The organism is Sphingomonas longa (assembly GCF_016892685.1).
Taxonomy (GTDB): domain Bacteria; phylum Pseudomonadota; class Alphaproteobacteria; order Sphingomonadales; family Sphingomonadaceae; genus Sphingomonas; species Sphingomonas longa.
The window spans coordinates 653,262-670,763 of record NZ_JAFEMC010000001.1 but is presented as its reverse complement, the minus strand read 5'-3'; the positions used below and the strand labels follow the sequence as shown (position 1 = coordinate 670,763).

General features: G+C 66.1%; 18 protein-coding genes. 7 read left to right on the top strand and 11 right to left on the bottom strand.

Features of this window, described 5'->3' with window-relative positions; genetic code table 11:
- Positions 1–210 precede the first annotated feature (210 nt).
- The 4 genes from rpoD to ILT43_RS03215 form a co-directional block, all read right to left on the bottom strand.
- Positions 211–2,244, bottom strand: coding sequence for an RNA polymerase sigma factor RpoD (gene rpoD, locus ILT43_RS03230; protein WP_204194207.1), 2,034 nt, complete (start codon positions 2,242–2,244; stop codon positions 211–213).
- Positions 2,244–4,103, bottom strand: a complete 1,860-nt coding sequence (gene dnaG, locus ILT43_RS03225) for a DNA primase (protein WP_204194205.1) — start codon at positions 4,101–4,103, stop codon at positions 2,244–2,246. The genes rpoD and dnaG overlap by 1 nt, the downstream gene beginning before the upstream one ends.
- A gap of 47 nt (positions 4,104–4,150) precedes the next feature.
- The gene (locus ILT43_RS03220) at positions 4,151–4,603 is read right to left on the bottom strand and encodes an endonuclease domain-containing protein (RefSeq protein WP_204194203.1); all 453 of its coding nucleotides are present in this window, start codon (positions 4,601–4,603) and stop codon (positions 4,151–4,153) included.
- Between the two features lie 64 nt (positions 4,604–4,667).
- Complete coding sequence (locus tag ILT43_RS03215) at positions 4,668–5,135, bottom strand: GatB/YqeY domain-containing protein (RefSeq protein ID WP_204194202.1); 468 nt, start codon at positions 5,133–5,135, stop codon at positions 4,668–4,670.
- Between the two features lie 98 nt (positions 5,136–5,233).
- Between ILT43_RS03215 and carA the strand changes: the two genes are divergently transcribed.
- The 5 genes from carA to ILT43_RS03190 all read left to right on the top strand — a co-directional run bounded on the left by carA (position 5,234) and on the right by ILT43_RS03190 (position 11,215).
- Positions 5,234–6,415, top strand: a complete 1,182-nt coding sequence (gene carA, locus ILT43_RS03210; RefSeq protein WP_425530282.1) for a glutamine-hydrolyzing carbamoyl-phosphate synthase small subunit — start codon at positions 5,234–5,236, stop codon at positions 6,413–6,415.
- A complete protein-coding gene (locus ILT43_RS03205; RefSeq protein WP_204194192.1) occupies positions 6,412–6,678 on the top strand; it encodes a hypothetical protein in 267 nt (88 codons plus the stop codon). Before carA ends, ILT43_RS03205 begins: the two co-directional genes overlap by 4 nt.
- Positions 6,678–10,022 (top strand): carbamoyl-phosphate synthase large subunit, encoded by a 3,345-nt coding sequence (gene carB, locus ILT43_RS03200; RefSeq protein ID WP_204194190.1) that lies wholly within the window; start codon positions 6,678–6,680, stop codon positions 10,020–10,022. The genes ILT43_RS03205 and carB overlap by 1 nt, the downstream gene beginning before the upstream one ends.
- A 76-nt stretch (positions 10,023–10,098) precedes the next feature.
- Complete coding sequence (gene greA / locus ILT43_RS03195) at positions 10,099–10,575, top strand: transcription elongation factor GreA (protein WP_204194183.1); 477 nt, start codon at positions 10,099–10,101, stop codon at positions 10,573–10,575.
- Between the two features lie 4 nt (positions 10,576–10,579).
- Positions 10,580–11,215, top strand: coding sequence for a rhomboid family intramembrane serine protease (locus ILT43_RS03190; RefSeq protein ID WP_204194181.1), 636 nt, complete (start codon positions 10,580–10,582; stop codon positions 11,213–11,215).
- A 188-nt stretch (positions 11,216–11,403) separates the two neighbouring features.
- Here the strand turns inward: ILT43_RS03190 and ILT43_RS03185 are convergent, their stop codons facing one another.
- The 5 genes from ILT43_RS03185 to ILT43_RS03165 are packed head-to-tail and all read right to left on the bottom strand — an operon-like array spanning position 11,404 to position 13,351.
- Positions 11,404–11,631 (bottom strand): DUF4170 domain-containing protein, encoded by a 228-nt coding sequence (locus ILT43_RS03185; RefSeq protein WP_204194179.1) that lies wholly within the window; start codon positions 11,629–11,631, stop codon positions 11,404–11,406.
- Between the two features lie 54 nt (positions 11,632–11,685).
- Positions 11,686–12,165: a DUF883 family protein gene (locus ILT43_RS03180; RefSeq protein WP_204194178.1), complete on the bottom strand. Its 480-nt coding sequence runs from the start codon at positions 12,163–12,165 to the stop codon at positions 11,686–11,688.
- Positions 12,162–12,497 (bottom strand): DUF3618 domain-containing protein, encoded by a 336-nt coding sequence (locus ILT43_RS03175; RefSeq protein ID WP_204194176.1) that lies wholly within the window; start codon positions 12,495–12,497, stop codon positions 12,162–12,164. The genes ILT43_RS03180 and ILT43_RS03175 overlap by 4 nt, the downstream gene beginning before the upstream one ends.
- Positions 12,494–12,802, bottom strand: coding sequence for a phage holin family protein (locus tag ILT43_RS03170; protein ID WP_204194174.1), 309 nt, complete (start codon positions 12,800–12,802; stop codon positions 12,494–12,496). The genes ILT43_RS03175 and ILT43_RS03170 overlap by 4 nt, the downstream gene beginning before the upstream one ends.
- A 27-nt stretch (positions 12,803–12,829) precedes the next feature.
- Complete coding sequence (locus ILT43_RS03165) at positions 12,830–13,351, bottom strand: hypothetical protein (RefSeq protein WP_204194172.1); 522 nt, start codon at positions 13,349–13,351, stop codon at positions 12,830–12,832.
- 145 nt (positions 13,352–13,496) lie between these two features.
- Between ILT43_RS03165 and eno the strand changes: the two genes are divergently transcribed.
- Together eno and ILT43_RS03155 are read left to right on the top strand one after the other, a co-directional pair.
- Complete coding sequence (eno, locus tag ILT43_RS03160) at positions 13,497–14,780, top strand: phosphopyruvate hydratase (RefSeq protein WP_204194171.1); 1,284 nt, start codon at positions 13,497–13,499, stop codon at positions 14,778–14,780.
- A complete protein-coding gene (locus tag ILT43_RS03155) occupies positions 14,777–15,097 on the top strand; it encodes an FtsB family cell division protein (RefSeq protein WP_204194169.1) in 321 nt (106 codons plus the stop codon). Before eno ends, ILT43_RS03155 begins: the two co-directional genes overlap by 4 nt.
- 6 nt (positions 15,098–15,103) lie before the next feature.
- On the opposite strand, the gene dcd is transcribed toward ILT43_RS03155, so the two are convergent.
- Positions 15,104–15,658 (bottom strand): dCTP deaminase, encoded by a 555-nt coding sequence (gene dcd / locus ILT43_RS03150; RefSeq protein ID WP_055847979.1) that lies wholly within the window; start codon positions 15,656–15,658, stop codon positions 15,104–15,106.
- Between the two features lie 69 nt (positions 15,659–15,727).
- On the bottom strand, positions 15,728–17,491 hold the full coding sequence (locus tag ILT43_RS03145; protein ID WP_204194168.1) for a bifunctional metallophosphatase/5'-nucleotidase: 1,764 nt from the start codon (positions 17,489–17,491) through the stop codon (positions 15,728–15,730).
- Positions 17,492–17,502: the final 11 nt, after the last annotated feature.

The following is a 17,502-nucleotide window of genomic DNA, read 5'->3' as shown; positions in this document are numbered from 1 at the left end:
AGGCTGTCGAGCGGCTCTGGCCACGAGCGTCGAGGCTTGCGGTCAGGTGGCTTCGACAAGCTCAGCCCGAACGGCTGGGGGGCGACGACGGCGTAGTATACTGATCTCGCCGCGCGCTGTGCCGCGCCTGAAGGGCGAGGGTACTCGTCCTCACCCTTCAGGCGCTGCGCTCCTCCCTCCCTCTCCCAAGGGGAGAGGGAAAAGAAGGGGTTACTGGTCGAGGAAGCTGCGCATCTTGCGGCTGCGGCTCGGGTGCTTGAGCTTGCGCAGCGCCTTCGCCTCGATCTGGCGGATGCGTTCGCGCGTCACCGAGAACTGCTGGCCGACCTCTTCGAGCGTGTGGTCGGTGTTCATGCCGATACCGAAGCGCATGCGCAGCACGCGCTCCTCGCGCGGCGTCAGAGAGGCGAGGACGCGGGTGACCGTTTCCTTCAGGTTCGCCTGGATCGCCGCATCGACCGGGATGACCGCGTTCTTGTCCTCGATGAAGTCGCCGAGGTGCGAATCCTCCTCGTCGCCGATCGGCGTTTCGAGCGAGATCGGCTCCTTGGCGATCTTCATCACCTTGCGGACCTTCTCGAGCGGCATCGAGAGGCGCTCCGCCATCTCCTCGGGCGTGGGCTCGCGGCCCTGCTCGTGGAGGAATTGGCGGCTGGTGCGGACCAGCTTGTTGATCGTCTCGATCATGTGGACCGGGATGCGGATGGTCCGCGCCTGATCCGCGATCGAGCGGGTGATCGCCTGACGGATCCACCACGTCGCGTACGTGCTGAACTTGTAGCCGCGGCGATATTCGAACTTATCGACCGCCTTCATCAGGCCGATGTTGCCCTCCTGGATCAAATCCAGGAACTGAAGGCCGCGGTTCGTATACTTCTTCGCGATCGAGATCACGAGACGCAGGTTCGCCTCGACCATCTCCTTCTTGGCGATACGCGCCTCACGCTCGCCCTTCTGGACCATGTTGACGATCCGGCGGAACTCGGTGAGCGCCATGCCGGTCGCCTGCGCGATCTCGCCGATCTCGTTGCGGATACGATCGACCGACTCGCTCTCGTTCGCGACGAAGGCGGACCATTTCTTGTCCATCTTGCCGAGCGACTGGAGCCACGTGTCGTCCAGCTCGTGCCCGACATAGCGGTCGAGGAAGTCCTTGCGCGGCACCTTGTGGCGCTCCGCCAGACGCAGCATCTGGCCACCGAGCGCGGTCAGGCGCCGGTTGAAGGCATAGAGCTGATCGACGAGATATTCGATCTTGGCGTTGTGAAACTGGACGCTCTCGACCTCGGCGGTCAGTTCCTCGCGCAGCTTCTGGTACTTGCGTTCGTCGGCCGCCGACATGTCGCCACCGGCCGACATCGAGTCGAGCCGGGCCTGCTGAAGCTTCGAGAACTTCTTGTAGAGCGCGGTGATGTTGGCGAACCGCTCCAGCGCGATCGGCTTGAGCTGCTCCTCCATCTGCGCGAGGCTGAGGGTATTGTCCTCCTCCTCGTCGTCGGACGGACGCGGCGTGCGACGCTCGGTCAGGTCGTCCTCGTCGTCGGCGGACGCCTCTTCCTTGACGTCCTCCTCTTCCTTGAAGGACGCGCCGGCAGTCTTCTCGCTGATCTCGTCGCCTTCGTCCTCGGCCCCCTCGACCTGCTCGGCCGACGGACCCTTGGACAGCATCGCGTCGAGATCGAGGATCTCGCGCAGCTGCATCGTGCCTTCGTTGAGCGCGGTCGACCAGTCGATGATCGCGTTGAAGGTGATAGGCGATTCGCACAGGCCCAGGATCATCGTGTCCCGGCCGGCCTCGATCCGCTTGGCGATCGCGATCTCGCCCTCGCGCGACAGAAGCTCCACGGCTCCCATCTCGCGCAGGTACATGCGGACCGGATCGTCGGTGCGATCGATCGTCTCTTTCTTCTTTTCGGGAAGCGCGGTGTCGGTGGACTCGCCCTCGGCGGCCTCCGGCTCGTCGCCGTCGTCCGCGCGCTCCTCGGTTTCGCCGTCCTCGCCCGCTTCCTCGTTCTCGACGATGTTCACGCCCATTTCGTTGAGCGCGGACATCACGTCCTCGAGCTGGTCGGAGGACATCTGGTCCTGCGGCAGCGCCTCGTTGAGCTGGTCGTAGGTGATGTAGCCGCGCTTCTTGGCGCGGGCGATCAGCTTCTTGATGTTGGCGTCATTGAGATCGATGAGCGGCGCGTCGGTCACCTCGACGCCGCCATCATCACCACCGCTGCCGTTCGACTTCGCCATTAATTACCCTCGGGTCCCGATAACCGGGCGTCTTCGTGCGCCTGACATAGGTTTGCAAGCCGCAATTCCAACGCCTGTTTCTCTCTAACCAATGCCACTTGTCGCTCGAACGCCTCGTCGGTGAAGCGCGCCTGCATCGCCGAGGTCGCCTCGGCCAGCAGTGCATCGACCTCCGGCCGGGCGATCAGGATGGCGATCGCCTCGTCCAGGTCTTCGCGCACGCGAACTGTATCGGCCGCCTTGCGTGTGAACGAATAGGGCATCGTGTCGGCGCGGAGGAGATCGCTGGCGATCCCCTCGAAACCGGATCGTGCCAATATGGTGACGAGGCGCGCGCTATCAAGCTGGCGGTCCTCCAGCGCGACGTCGACCACCGCCTCGAACAGCCGGCCGAGCGCGCCGTCGGCCAGTTTCAGGCTGCCGAGCACCTCCATATGGCGTGCGATCTCCGCGGGATGGCGGATCAGACCGGCGAGCACCGCCTTGGCCAGCACCCGGTCGATCCCGGCGGCGCGCACGGCCTTCGCATCCTGCGTGACGGGCAGCGGGCCGGGCCGCCACGGCTGCTTGCCACGCTGGAACGGTACGAACGGCTTGCGCTGCGGTGTGACCTGCGCATCGGCGCGGCGGCGGAATTCGGCGAGATATTCGGACTTCACCGCGGGATCGGCGATGCTGTTGGCGAGGTCCGACAGGCGGCGCTTCAGGCCGGCGCGCTGCTCCGGCGTGTCGAGCGGTTCGGCGGCGACCTCGCTCTGCCACAGTCGCTCGACCAGCGGCTCCGGCTTGGCGAGCAGCGCTTCCACCGCGGCTGGGCCGCCCTGCTTGACGAGGTCGTCCGGATCCTGACCCTGCGGCAGGGTCACGAACGACAGGCTGCGGCCGGGCGCGAGCATCGGCAGCGCGCGGTGCGCGGCGCGCAACGCAGCCTTCTGTCCGGCGGCGTCGCCGTCGAAACACAGGATCGGCACGTCGACCATCCGCCACAGCCGTTCGAGCTGCGCCTCGGTCAGCGCGGTGCCGAGCGGGGCGACGGCCTCGTGGATGCCCGCCTGCGACAGGGCGATCACGTCCATATACCCCTCGACCACCAGCACGCGGCCGGCCTTGCGCGCGGCGGGGGCGGCGCGATCGAGATTGTAGAGCGTGCGGCCCTTGTCGAAGAGCGGCGTGTCGGGCGAATTGAGGTATTTCGGCTCGCCCTGATCCAGAATGCGCCCGCCGAACGCGATCGTCCGGCCGCGCGCGTCGCGGATCGGGATCATCAGGCGACCACGAAAACGGTCGTACGGCTCCTTGCCCTCGACCTGGATCAGCATGCCGGCCTCGACCAGCAGCGGATCGCCGTAATCCTTCAGCGCGGTCTTCAGCCGCCCGCGCGAATCGGGCGCGAAGCCCATGCCGAACGTGCGCGCCGTCTCTGGCGAGATGCCGCGCCGGTCGAGCAACGCGCGCGCGTCGTTGCCGGACAGGCCGTTGAGTTGCTCCGTGAACCAGATGGCGGCGTCGGCCATGACCTCGTGCAGGCCCTTGGCGCGCTCCGCCTTCTCCGCGGACTGGCGGTCTTGCGCGGGCATCTCCAGCCCGGCCGCCTGCGCCAGTTCCTTGACCGCGTCGATGAAGGGCAGGCCGCGCTGGTCGGTCATCCACCGGATCGCATCGCCATGCGCGGAGCAGCCGAAGCAGTGGTAGAAGCCCTTGTCGTCGTTGACGTAGAAGCTGGGCGTCTTCTCGTTGTGGAACGGGCAGCAGCCACGCATCTCGCGGCCGGCCTTTTGCAGCTTGGTCGTCTTGCCGATCAACGCCGACAGCGACGTGCGCGCACGCAGTTCGTCGAGGAAGGCGGGCGACAGGCTCATGCGCGCGATTCTATTCACTCATGGCGCAGGGGGAAGGGGTTGGCAAACTATTCGCGTGATGCGGCCGAGTTGGTGGCACCGAACCCTCCCCCGGCCCCTCCCGCGAGCGGGAGGGGAGTTTGATGAACTTCTTGCTCCCCTCCTGCAGGGCGGGAGGGGTTGGGGGAGGGGCGTTCCGCGAGCACCCGCTCGATCTCTGCGACCACCCCTTCCAGATTGGAGAGCACGTCGTTGTTCCAGAACCGGATTACGCGAAAGCCCCGCGCTGCCAACACTTCGGTGCGTCGAGCGTCCTCGGCCGAGTCATGCTGCCCGCCGTCGACCTCGATCACCAAGCCGATCGATCGAGCCACGAAGTCGCAGATGTAAGCTCCGACCGGCACTTGCCGGTTGAAGCGCACGCGTGCGACCTTCCGCGCGCTCAACGCACGCCAGAGTCGCACTTCGGCTTCCGTGGGATTGTTGCGGAGGATGCGGGCTTGGTTTCGGGGCGCTGTCATGGAGTTGGTGGCTCCGGCCGTCCCCCAACCCCTACCGCAAGCGGGAGGGGAGTTAAGAAAGAGCCTACGCCAACGCTGCCTTCACCAGCCCGCTGGCCTTCGCCATGTCTAGGGTCACGGCGTGACGTGCCTTCAGTTCGGCCATCACGCGGCCCATGTCCTTCATGCCGGTCGCGCCGAGATCGGTCTTGATCGCCTCGATCGCGGCCGTCGTCTCCGCGTCGCTCATCCGCGCGGGCAGGAAGCGTTCGATCACCGCGACCTCCGCCGCTTCGGCCGCGGCGAGTTCGGGGCGGTTGCCGGTCTCGTACATCGCGATCGATTCGCGGCGTTGCTTGACCATCTTCTGCAGCACCTCGACGACGAGGGCGTCGTCGTCATCGGGGGCCTTGCCCTCCCGACTCTGCGGCGCGCGGGCCTCGATGTCGCGGTTTTTGATCGCGGCCTGGATCAGGCCGATCGCGGCGCGGGATTCCTTGTCGCCGGCCTTCATGGCGGCGATCTGGGCTTGCTTGATGTCGTCTCGAATCATGGTGGCGCGGCCATAGCAGATTGACGGGAGGGATGGGCGAGTTTAGCGGGCGGGGCTTAGCGACATCGTAGATCAACCAACGGAGTGCCCGCCGCATCATGGCCGAGCCCACGCCTTTCGTCATGCCCGCTAAACCAGACAGCGCCACCGGTTGCCTCGTCCTCGCCAGTGGCGACGTGCTGTGGGGCCGCGGCTTCGGCGCGGAGGGGCATGCGGTGGGCGAAGTGTGCTTCCACACCGCGATGACCGGCTATCAGGAGATCATGACCGACCCGTCCTTCGCGGGTCAGATGATCGCCTTCACCTTTCCCCATATCGGCAATGTCGGCGCGAACCCCGACGACGTCGAGGCGGAAGGCCCGCACGCGCTGGGCATGATCGTGCGCGAGGACCCGACCGCGCCATCGAACTTCCGCAGCATGGAGCGGCTGGACGGCTGGATGGCGCGGCATGCCCGCATCGGCCTAGCCGGAATCGACACGCGCGCGCTGACCCGCCGCATCCGCACCGGCGGCGCCCCGAACGGCGTCATCGCGCATTCGGTGGCGGGCGAGTTCGATCTGGAAGCGCTGCTGGGCATCGCCCGCGCATGGCCGGGGCTGGAAGGGATGGACCTCGCCAAGGCCGTCTCGCGTGAGACGCAGGGCGGGTGGGGCGGTGGCGTATGGCGGCTGGGCTTCGGTTATGACGACGCGGTCGGCGAGGAGTCGCGCCCGCACGTCGTCGCGATCGATTACGGCAGCAAGCACAACATCTTCCGCAACCTTGTTCATGCGGGAGCGAAGGTGTCGGTGGTCCCTGCGACCGCCAGTTTCGACGAGATCATGGCGCTGAAGCCGGAGGGTATCTTCCTGTCGAACGGCCCCGGCGACCCGGCCGCTACCGGCGAATATGCAGTGCCGGTGATCCGGCAGTTGCTCGATACGAAGCTGCGGCTGTTCGGCATTTGCCTCGGTCACCAGCTGCTGGGTCTGGCGGTCGGGGCGACCACGACCAAGATGTTCCAGGGACATCGCGGGGCGAACCACCCGGTCAAGCGGCTGAGCGATGGCGCGGTCGAGATCACCAGTATGAACCACGGCTTCTCGGTCGAGCGGGACTCGCTGCCCGCCGGTGTGACGGAGACGCACGTGTCGCTGTTCGACGGATCGAACGCCGGGCTAGAACTGGACGGCGGGCGGGCGTTCAGCGTGCAGTATCACCCGGAAGCGTCGCCGGGGCCGCAGGACAGTTTCTATCTGTTTAAGCGGTTTGTAGGGTCGCTGGTAAAGGCAGCATGAGCTTCTTGTTTGCCTTGGCGATCCAAGGAGCGATCGCTAAATCCCGCGTGGACTTGAACCAGTCTCAGCTCAATATCATGAGCGATGCGTGTAAAGCCCCACGCCAGTGGCTCGTTCATCTCGGAGGCGAAGCGATACGATTTCGCCCTTCGCCTAACGCAAAGTACAAAAGAATAGACTGCGTGCTCAAGCGTCTCCGCGTGAGTATGGCCCCGAAGAAGCTCGGCTTTATCGGCAACGAACAGCTTTCGGAAGATAAGTAATGCCCAAACGCACCGACATCTCCTCCATCCTCGTTATCGGCGCGGGGCCGATCATTATCGGGCAGGCGTGCGAGTTCGATTATTCGGGCACGCAGGCGATCAAGGCGTTGAAGGAGGAGGGCTATCGCATCGTCCTCGTCAACTCCAACCCCGCCACGATCATGACCGACCCCGAGCTGGCCGACGCCACCTATGTGGAGCCGATCACGCCCGCGGTGGTGGCGAAGATCATCGAGAAGGAGCGGCCCGACGCCGTCCTGCCGACGATGGGCGGGCAGACCGCGCTGAATACGGCGCTGGCGCTGTTCCGAGACGGTACGCTGGAGAAGTTCGGCGTGCAGATGATCGGGGCCGATGCCGACGCGATCGACATGGCGGAGGATCGGCTGAAGTTCCGTGACGCGATGGACCGGATCGGGCTGGAAAGCGCGCGCTCGGCAATCGCGCACACCGAGGCGGACGCGCTGGAGGGGCTGGAGAAGGTCGGGCTGCCGGCGATCATCCGGCCGAGCTTCACGATGGGCGGCTCCGGCGGCGGCATCGCGTACAACCGTGCCGAGTTCATCCAGATCGTCCGCAACGGGCTCGACCTGTCGCCGACGACCGAAGTGCTGATCGAGGAGTCGCTGCTCGGTTGGAAAGAGTATGAGATGGAGGTGGTGCGCGACCGGAAGGACAACGCGATCATCATCTGCTCGATCGAGAATGTCGATCCGATGGGCGTCCACACCGGGGACTCGATCACCGTCGCGCCGGCGCTGACGCTGACCGACAAGGAATACCAGATCATGCGCAACGCATCGATCGCGGTGTTGCGCGAAATCGGAGTGGAAACAGGCGGTTCGAACGTACAGTTCGCGGTCAATCCGAAGGACGGTCGCCTGATCGTCATCGAGATGAACCCGCGCGTGTCGCGGTCGTCGGCGCTCGCATCGAAGGCTACCGGTTTCCCGATCGCCAAGGTCGCGGCGAAGCTGGCGGTCGGCTATACGCTCGACGAGATCGAGAACGACATCACCGGTGCGACGCCGGCCAGCTTCGAACCGACGATCGACTACGTCGTCACCAAGATCCCGCGCTTCGCGTTCGAGAAGTTCAAGGGCTCCGAACCGCTGCTCGGTACGGCGATGAAGAGCGTCGGCGAAGTCATGGCGATCGGCCGCAATATCCACGAGTCGATGCAGAAGGCCTTGCGCGGGCTGGAGACTGGACTGTCCGGCTTCAACGAGGTCGCGCATCTGGTCGGCGCACCGCGTGCTCAGATCGAGGCGGCACTGGCGACCGCGACGCCGGACCGGCTGCTGGTCGCGGCGCAGGCCCTACGCGAGGGCTTCACCGTCACCGAGGTTCACGCGATCGCCAAATACGACCCGTGGTTCCTGGAGCGGATCGCGGAGATCGTCGCGGCCGAGGCTGAGGTCATGGCGAACGGCCTGCCGATCGACGCGCCGGGCATGCGCCGGCTGAAGGCGATGGGTTTCGCCGACAAGCGGCTGGCGTGGCTGGCGCTGCAGTCCGCCAATCTGCGCGGCATGAACCGCGGCATCGCGCGCGGATCGGGGCTGATCCATGAGGTCGTGAAGGCGATGACCGGCGGCGTCACCGAGGACGAGGTGCGGGCGCATCGGTTGAAGCTGGGCGTTCGCCCGGTGTTCAAGCGCATCGACACCTGCGCCGCCGAGTTCGACGCGAAGACGCCGTATATGTACTCGACCTACGAAGCGCCGACGTTCGGAGAGCCGGAGGATGAGAGCCAGCCGAGCGACCGCCGCAAGATCGTGATCCTCGGCGGTGGGCCGAACCGGATCGGGCAGGGGATCGAGTTCGATTACTGCTGCTGCCACGCGTGCTTTGCGCTGGCGGATGCCGGGTTCGAGACGATCATGGTCAACTGCAACCCGGAAACGGTCAGCACGGACTACGACACGTCCGACCGCCTGTATTTCGAGCCGCTGACCGCGGAAGATGTGCTGGCGATCCTCGACGTCGAGAAATCGCGCGGCGAGCTGGTCGGCGTGATCGTGCAGTTCGGAGGGCAGACGCCGCTGAACCTCGCGCGGGCGCTCGAGGCTGCCGGTATCCCGATCCTTGGTACGTCGCCGGCGGCGATCGATCTGGCGGAGGACCGCGAGCAGTTCGCGGCTTTGGTCAACCGGTTGAAGCTGTTGCAGCCGTCGAACGGCATCGCGCGCAGCCGGGACGAGGCGATCAACGTCGCCGCACGCGTCGGCTATCCGGTGCTGATGCGGCCCAGCTTCGTGCTAGGCGGGCGGGCGATGGAGATCGTCGAGGGGCCGGCGCAGCTCGACGATTACATCCAGACCGCCGTGCAAGTGTCTGGTGACGCACCGGTTTTGATCGACCAGTACCTGCGTGACGCGATCGAGGTGGATGTCGACGCGATCTGCGATGGTGACGATGTCGTGGTCGCCGGCGTGTTACAGCATATCGAGGAGGCCGGCGTCCATTCGGGCGACAGTGCCTGCTCGATCCCGCCGTACAGCCTGCCCAGCGAGATCGTCGAGGAGATCGAGCGGCAGACAGAGGCGCTGGCGCGCGCGCTGTCGGTCGTCGGGCTGATGAACATCCAATTCGCGGTGAAGGACGGCAAGGTCTACCTCATCGAGGTGAATCCGCGCGCCTCGCGGACGGTGCCGTTCGTGGCGAAGGCGATCGGCACCCCGATCGCCAAGATCGCAGCGCGGGTGATGGCCGGCGAGAAGTTGCGCGACCTGCCGACGATCGATCGCAACATCGCGCATGTCGCGGTGAAGGAAGCGGTATTTCCGTTCTCGCGCTTTCCCGGCGTCGATCCGGTCCTGTCACCGGAGATGCGATCGACCGGTGAAGTCATGGGTATCGCGGGCGATTTCACGACGGCCTTCGCGAAGGCGCAGCTGGGTGCCGGGACCGTCCTGCCGACGAAAGGCGCGGTGTTCGTCAGCGTCAAGCCGGGCGACAAGCCGCACATCGTCCCCGGTGTCGAGGCGCTGGTGGAGGCGGGCTTCACGATCGTCGCAACGGATGGCACCGCGGATTTCCTGACGCGCGCCGGCCTGCCGGTCGAACGGGTCAACAAGGTCGCGCAAGGGCGGCCGCATATCGTCGACCGCATCGCGGATGGTGGCATCGACCTGATCTTCAACACCACCGAAGGCTGGCAATCGCTAAAGGATTCCAAGCCTATCCGTCAGGCGGCACTGGCCGGGCGCATCCCGTATTTCACGACGGCCCCGGCCAGCGTGGAAGCGGCGCGGGCGATCCTGGCGTCGCAACGGGATGCGGGCGGGGGTGTCCTTGAAGTCAGGCCCCTTCAGTCCTATTATTCGCAGTCGCACGACTGATCCCGGACATAACGACGTGACGTGTGCGGGCGATCCTGACGGGTCGTCCCGGGAATAGGAATTGGGGAACGAGATCATGGCGACCGTCGAGAAGATGCCGATGCTGCAGGAGGGCTACGAAACCCTCACCGCGGATTTGCGGCGTCTGAAAGAGGAGCGCCCGTCCATCGTCGACGCGATCGAGGAAGCCCGCGCGCACGGCGATCTGTCGGAAAATGCCGAATATCATGCCGCCAAGGAGCGTCAGGGCCAGATCGAGGCGTCGATCGCCGATATCGAGGACAAGCTGTCGCGCGCGCAGATCATCGATCCGCGCGACCTGTCGGGTGACAAGGTGGTGTTCGGCGCGACGGTGACTCTGCTCGACGACGACGACAAGCCGGTCGTGTACCAGATCGTCGGCCAGACCGAGGCGGACGCGAAGCGCGGCCGTATCTCCTACAACTCGCCGCTGGGCCGGGCGCTGATTGGGCGCAAGGTCGACGAGGAGGTCGAGGTGTCGGTGCCGGCAGGCGATCGCTATTATGTCGTCTCCAAGATCGCGTTCATCTGACGTCATGAACGACTGGCGCGAGTGGCGGGTGACCGCGGTGCTGACCGTGGTCACGCTGGTCGTGTCGGTATTGTTGATTCTGACCGGCGACATTCCCGTCGCGGCGATTGAGGCGGGGTTCATCCCCGGCCGGATCGGCGGGGCGGTGCCGGTCGATCATGTTTTCCTGGTGCCGGACTGGTTGACGCCGCTGACCGCGACGCTGATCCACGGCGGCTGGGCGCATGTCGCGCTGAACCTCGTGATGCTCGTGTTCTGCGGTCAACAGGTCGAGCGGGCGCTGGGTCCACTGGCAGTACTGGTGCTGTACGGGGTCGGCGCATATCTCGCGGCGGCAGGGCAGTGGGCCTTCGACCCTGCGTCGCCCATGCCGATGATCGGCGCGTCGGGTGCGATCTCCGCGATCATCGCGGCGTATGCGCTTTTATACGGCGAGCGACGCGCGCGGCGGATGGGGCCGGTATCGGCGAACCTCGTGCATGCGGCGTGGTTGGCGGCGGCGTGGATCGGCATCCAGTTGCTGATCGACCTCGCCGGCATGGGTGGCGTGGCAGTGGCGATCGGTGCGCACATCGGCGGGTTCGTCGCAGGGCTGCTGCTGACGCGGCCATTGCTGATCTGGCGGTATCGCGGAGCCTGACCCGATCCTGCGGCGGCAGGGTCGCTCATCCTAGCCCCCGCTTGACCTCCAACCTCACCGGCCGACTATTTGAGCTGTGGTTCTGCAACCAGTCGGGAGCGACCGTGACGGTGACGGGCTGTGTATGCTGACGAATCCGACGTCGATCCGAGTCCGCGCCGTTTTCCGATACGCGGCTCCCTCGACGATCAGCCGGCAGGCTTGACGGCATCCGGCTCCAGCAGACGGTGCAGGTGCACGACCACGAACCGCATCTCGGCGTCGTCGACCGTGCGCTGCGCGGCGGCGCGCCAGGCCTTTTCGGCGCTGGCATAATCGGGGAAGATGCCGACCACGTCGAGATTGGCAGGATCGGCGAAGTCGAGAGTCTGCGGGTTGGTGACCCGGCCGCCGAAGACGAGATGGAGCTTGCTCATGGCCGCATCCCTTAGCGGCTGGCGGCGGGGGAATGAACCCCCGCCGTAGCGGCATCAGACGGTTTCGGGCGACTGCGCCGATGCGTCCGGCTTCTTCGCGGACTGCGCGGCGGCGCTGCCCGCGCTGACCAGCGCCCTCTTGACGCCATCGAGCAGGTCCTTGCCGCGATCCTTGGCCGCGCCCGGCGTCAGGCCGGCCTGATCCAGTTCGCTGCGGCCGGCTTCCTTGGCGGCGGCGAACGCTTGACGCGCGGTGTCGGAGATACGCTTGCCGACGGGGGCGAGCAGTTCCTTTTCCCGTGCGCTGCGCGGCACCAAGGCGCCGACGAGCGCACCGACCGCGAGGCCACCGGCGAGAATGGCGAGCGGATTGGTCTCGATCTCGCTCGCGGCACGGTGGACCGCCTGCTTGGTCGTCTGTTTCGACGTGGCGAGCGCCTCCGATGCCTTGTCCCGCGCATCGTGCAGCGTCTGTGCGGCGGCGGCGCGGGCGTCCTCGAAGGTCGAATGCGTGTCGTTGGGCTGATCGGTCATGGCTCAGTTACCTCGATGGAATGGGCTTCGGAATGGGCGATGGGTTGCGCGGGGACGGGCTTGCGGACGCGGCGACGGTGGAAGAACCGTGCGATCGGGCCGCTGACGAGCAGCAGGCCCGTGGCGGCGGCGGCCCCGGCGATGATGCCCGGATTGCGACGGGCACCCTCCGCGCCGGCACGGACGGCGGACAGCCCGGCGTCCTTCGCCTCTTCGGCCAGGGCCTTGGGGTCGAGCTTCGCCTGAAGCTGTGCCACGGTGCCGGACAGACGCTCGCGGGCAAGCGCGGCTTCCGCCTTGGCGGCGAGCAGGTCGAGTTTGGGATTGCTCATACGCTGCGCTCCGGTCCCGCGAGGCGGCCCTTGCCGACGATCCCGAGAACGGCGGCGAGCAGCAACACGACGCCAACGACGATCAACGTCGCCCAGATCGGGTGAAGTACGGTCGCCAACGCCATGATGAGGCCGACCAGCAGCGCGACCAGCGCCGCCAACCCCAGCACCCCCGCGATCGCGAAGAACACGATCGCGGATTTGTAAGCGCTGACCCGCTCGCCCGCCTTCGCCTTGTACAAGGCGACTTCGGCCGAGACGAGCGTCCGGCTTTCATCGACCAGCCGCCCGACCAGCGTCGTCACCCCCGGTTGTTCCCCGAACATGACGGATCAGGCCCGATCGTCGAGGCCGGACTGGAACAGTCGTGCGACGACGAAGCCCAGAGCGGCGGCCGCGCCGATTGCCACCCCGGGGCTGGCGCGCACGAAGCCACGCGCATCCTCCAGCAGGTCGTCGACATCCTTGTTCTTCACCGTCTCGGCGAAGCCCTGCACCTGATCGGCGGCTGTCCGAGCATACTGGCCGTATTGCGCACCGAGCTTGTCGTCGACCTGACCGGCTGCATCGATCAGCAACTGCGACAGCTGGTCGAGCGCCGAACCGGCACGCGCCTTGCCGTCATCGGCGTACGCGCGCAGCTTTTCGGTGGCCTGCTGGCCGACCTTGCCGGTCGTATCGCGGATCGCCTGCTTGGCGGTTTCGGTCTTGCTGGTGGTGGTGCCCGTGTCGTCCGAAGCGGGCGCGAATTCCACGCCTGCGTCCTTCAGCGGTTCCGCTGGCTGAAAGGCCGTGCTGGCGGGCGGGGTTACGATGTCGCCGTCGCTGATCGGCTTGAGGTCGTCGTCGGCCATGTGTGTTCCTCCGTTACCACGCTTCAACAAAACCTATCCCCACCGGTTCCCTGCTGGCAAACCGGGCATGCACGGCGTGGCGATTGCCCACGTCGCGGCACGGCTCTACAGCACCGCGCGAACGATACGCTGCCAGGAGCGCCCAGTGACCGCCATCATCGACATCCACGCCCGCCAGATCCTCGACAGCCGGGGCAATCCCACCGTGGAAGTCGATGTGCTGCTGGAGGATGGCAGCTTCGGCCGCGCGGCCGTGCCGTCGGGTGCGTCCACCGGCAAGCATGAGGCGGTCGAGAAGCGCGACGGCGACAAGAGCCGCTGGGGCGGCAAGGGCGTGGACGACGCGATCGAGGCGGTGAACGACGAGATCGCCGACACCGTGCTGGGCATGGACGCGGAGGATCAGGCCGATCTGGACCGCGCGATGATCGAGCTGGACGGCACCGAGAACAAGGGCCGGCTGGGCGCGAACGCGATCCTCGGCGTCAGCCTCGCGGTGGCCAAGGCGGCGGCGGAGGCGCGCGGTCTGCCGCTATACAAATATGTCGGTGGTGTCTCGGCGCATCTGCTGCCGGTGCCGATGATGAATATCATCAACGGCGGCGAGCATGCCGACAACCCAATCGATTTCCAGGAGTTCATGGTGATGCCGGTCGGCGCGCCGAATATTCTGGAGGCCGTCCGTTGCGGCTCCGAAATCTTCCACGCGCTGAAGAAGGCGCTGCACGACAAGGGACTGGCCACCAGCGTCGGTGACGAGGGCGGCTTTGCCCCGAACATCGCCAGCACCACCGAGGCGCTGGACTTCATCATGCGGGCGATCGAGACGGCGGGCTACACCCCCGGCGACGACGTGATGCTGGCGCTCGACTGCGCGGCGACCGAGTTCTACAAGAACGGCCGGTACGACATCAGCGGTGAGGGCAAGGTGCTCGGCAGCCACGAGATGGCGGAGTATCTGGCAGACCTGACGCGTCGCTATCCGATCCTGTCGATCGAGGATGGCATGAGCGAGGACGATTGGGAGGGCTGGAAGGCGCTGACCGAGGCAGTGGGCAACACGGTGCAGCTGGTCGGCGACGACCTGTTCGTGACCAACCCCAAGCGCCTGAAGCAGGGCATCGACGGCGGTTACGCCAACTCGATCCTGGTGAAGGTCAACCAGATCGGCACGCTGACCGAAACGCTGGAGGCGGTGTCGATGGCGCAGCGTGCGCGCTACACGGCGGTGATGAGCCACCGTTCGGGCGAGACCGAGGATTACACGATCGCCGACCTCGCGGTCGCGACCAACTGCGGCCAGATCAAGACCGGCAGCCTGTCGCGCAGCGACCGTCTGGCGAAGTACAACCAGTTGATCCGCATTGAGGAAGAATTGGGCGATGCCGCGCGTTATGCCGGTCGTGACATCCTGATGGGGGCGCGATGAAGACGCGGGAATCCACCTTTCGGAAGACGCTGCGCCGCGCCGCCGTGCCGGCGCTGGCGTTGACGGTGCTGGCCTTCTTCGGGGCTTACGCGATCCTGGGGCCGAACGGGGTACTCGCGTATGGCGACTATAAGCGGCAGCTCGCCAAGCGGGAGAAGGACTTTGCGGTGCTCGACAAGCGCCGCGAGGTGCTGCGCAACCGCGTGGCGTTGCTCAATCCCGATCACGCCAACCCGGACATGGTCGACGAAATGGTCCGCAAGGAACTGAACGTCGCTCATCCCGACGAGGTGATCGTCCCGCTCGATCCAAAATAGCGCGGACTACAGCCGCGGCAGGGTCACGCCGCGCTGGCCCATATATTTACCTGCGCGGTCGGCGTAGCTCGTCTCGCAGGGCTCGTTCCCTTGCAGGAACAGGAACTGGCATGCGCCCTCGTTGGCATAAACCTTGGCGGGCAGGGGCGTGGTGTTGGAGAATTCCAGCGTGACATGGCCTTCCCAGCCCGGCTCCAGCGGAGTCACGTTCACGATGATTCCGCACCGCGCATAGGTGGACTTGCCGAGGCAGATCACCAGCACGTCGCGTGGCACGCGGAAATATTCAACCGTCCGCGCCAGCGCGAAGCTGTTCGGCGGAATGATGCATACGTCAGTCTTGCGATCGACGAAGCTGTTGGCGGCGAAGTTCTTGGGGTCGACGATCGCGCTATCGACGTTCGTGAAGATCTTGAACTCGTCCGCGACCCGCGCGTCATAGCCGTAGGACGACAGGCCGTAGCTGACGCAACCGTCGCGACGCTGCGACTCCACGAACGGCTCGATCATCGCATCGGCGAGCGCGCGCTCGCGAATCCAGCGGTCGGACATGACGGACATCGGTCGGGCTCCCCTTTGCCGTCGCTCATCGCGGCAAGGGCGGGGCGGGGCAAGGGGTGATCGGCGGCGTCAGCGCGTCGACGGACCCGTCCAGCCGGGAGGCGTACGGTCGGCGATGCGGTTTACCCGCGGTGGCGTCACAATGCTGCGACCGAGATAATCCGACAGCGCATCGACATCGGTGATGCCCTGTCCGGGGATGTCCCGACCGACCACGAAACTGGTAAACCCGTCGCCGCCGACGGCGAGGAAGTTGCTGACCGACACACGATAGCGTTCCGCGTCGATGAGCGGACAACCTTGAACGACAACGTCGATGATCCGCTGCCCTGCGGGGCGGGAGCGATCGAAGGCGTAGGTCATGCCAGCCACGCTGAGGACCAGCGTCTTGCCCCCCATGTCGAACTGCTGTTCCAGCACTGCGCGTAGCTGGGCGCCCGTAAATTCGCGGACCATCAGCACGTTGCCGAACGGCTGCACCGCATAGGCGTCGGCGAAGGTGACCGCACCACCATCACCGATCTTCAGGTCCGTCCGGATGCCCCCGGGGTTCATGAACGCCACCTGCGCGCCGCCATTCTCCGGCACGCTCATGACGGCCAACTGAGCGTCGGCGACGAGGTTGCCGAGTTCCGTCTCGTAACCGCGTGGTGGCCCATCCTTCGGTGCAGGCGCACGGGTCATGTGGCCGACCACGCGCTCCGCCAATGGTCCGGATGCGGTCACGTAGCGATCCACGATCTTGCCCACAACCGGGTCTGCCGCGAAGCGTGGCACGGCGTCGGACAGCCCGACCGCTCGTCCGTCCACCTCGAACGCCTCGCCCTGAACGATGACGTTACGGGCGCTGCTGTCGATGAGGCGCTTGCTGCGTGGATCGAATCGCAGGGTCATATCGGTGACGATCGACCCGAACTTGCCCGCGCTGGTCAGCAGCAGGGGGCGGCTGGCGATGTTGGGACAGATATACGCCTTATGCGTGTGCCCCGAGACGACGACCTGGATCGCCGGGTCGAGCCGCTTCGCGATGTCGACGATGGGGCCGCTCAACCCTGCACATCCATTGGGATCGGTCTCCGGCTGCGGATATCCGCCCTCGTGGACCAGCAGTACGATCGTGTCCGCCCCCGCTTCCCGCAAAGCCGGGACGAGACGGTTGGCCGTGTCGGCTTCGTCGGCGAAGTGGATGCCGCGAATTGCGGTAGGGCTGACCAACGTGTTCGTCGTACGTGTGGTCAGGCCGATGAAGCCGATCGTGACCCGCCGTGATCCTTGGCCGAAGGTCCGTATGGCGGTGGCGGGGAGCAGGCTCGCCCCGTTTTCCATGATGGTGTTGCCGGCCAGATACTGGAAGCGTGCGCCCCCGAATTTCTCCAATCGACAGGGCAGGGGGGTGGCGTTGCGGGCGCAGCCGCCATTCTGGAGCCGAAGCAGTTCCGTCGTGCCGCGGTCGAACTCATGATTGCCCACAGCATTCAGATCGACGCCCATCGCGTTCATCGTCGTGATCGTCGGCTCGTCGAGGAAGATCGACGAGGGTAGCGGGCTCGCCCCGGTCATATCGCCGGCCGACACGGTGATCGAGTTGGGATGCGCGCGCCGCAGGCTGGCGATGGCGGACGCGAGATACGCCGCGCCGCCGGCCGGGACCGGCGTCGTCCCGTCGGGGGCGGTGATCGCCAGATGCGGCGGCTGGAGATTGCCGTGGAAGTCGTTGATCGCGAGGATGCCGACATCGATCGGGGCCGCGCCAGTGCGCGCGACTTGCGCCGCACAGCCGGGCAGGGCGGCGAGCACGGGAAGCAGCAGCGTGGTGAAGCGGCGCGCTGTCATGGCGGTCTCGA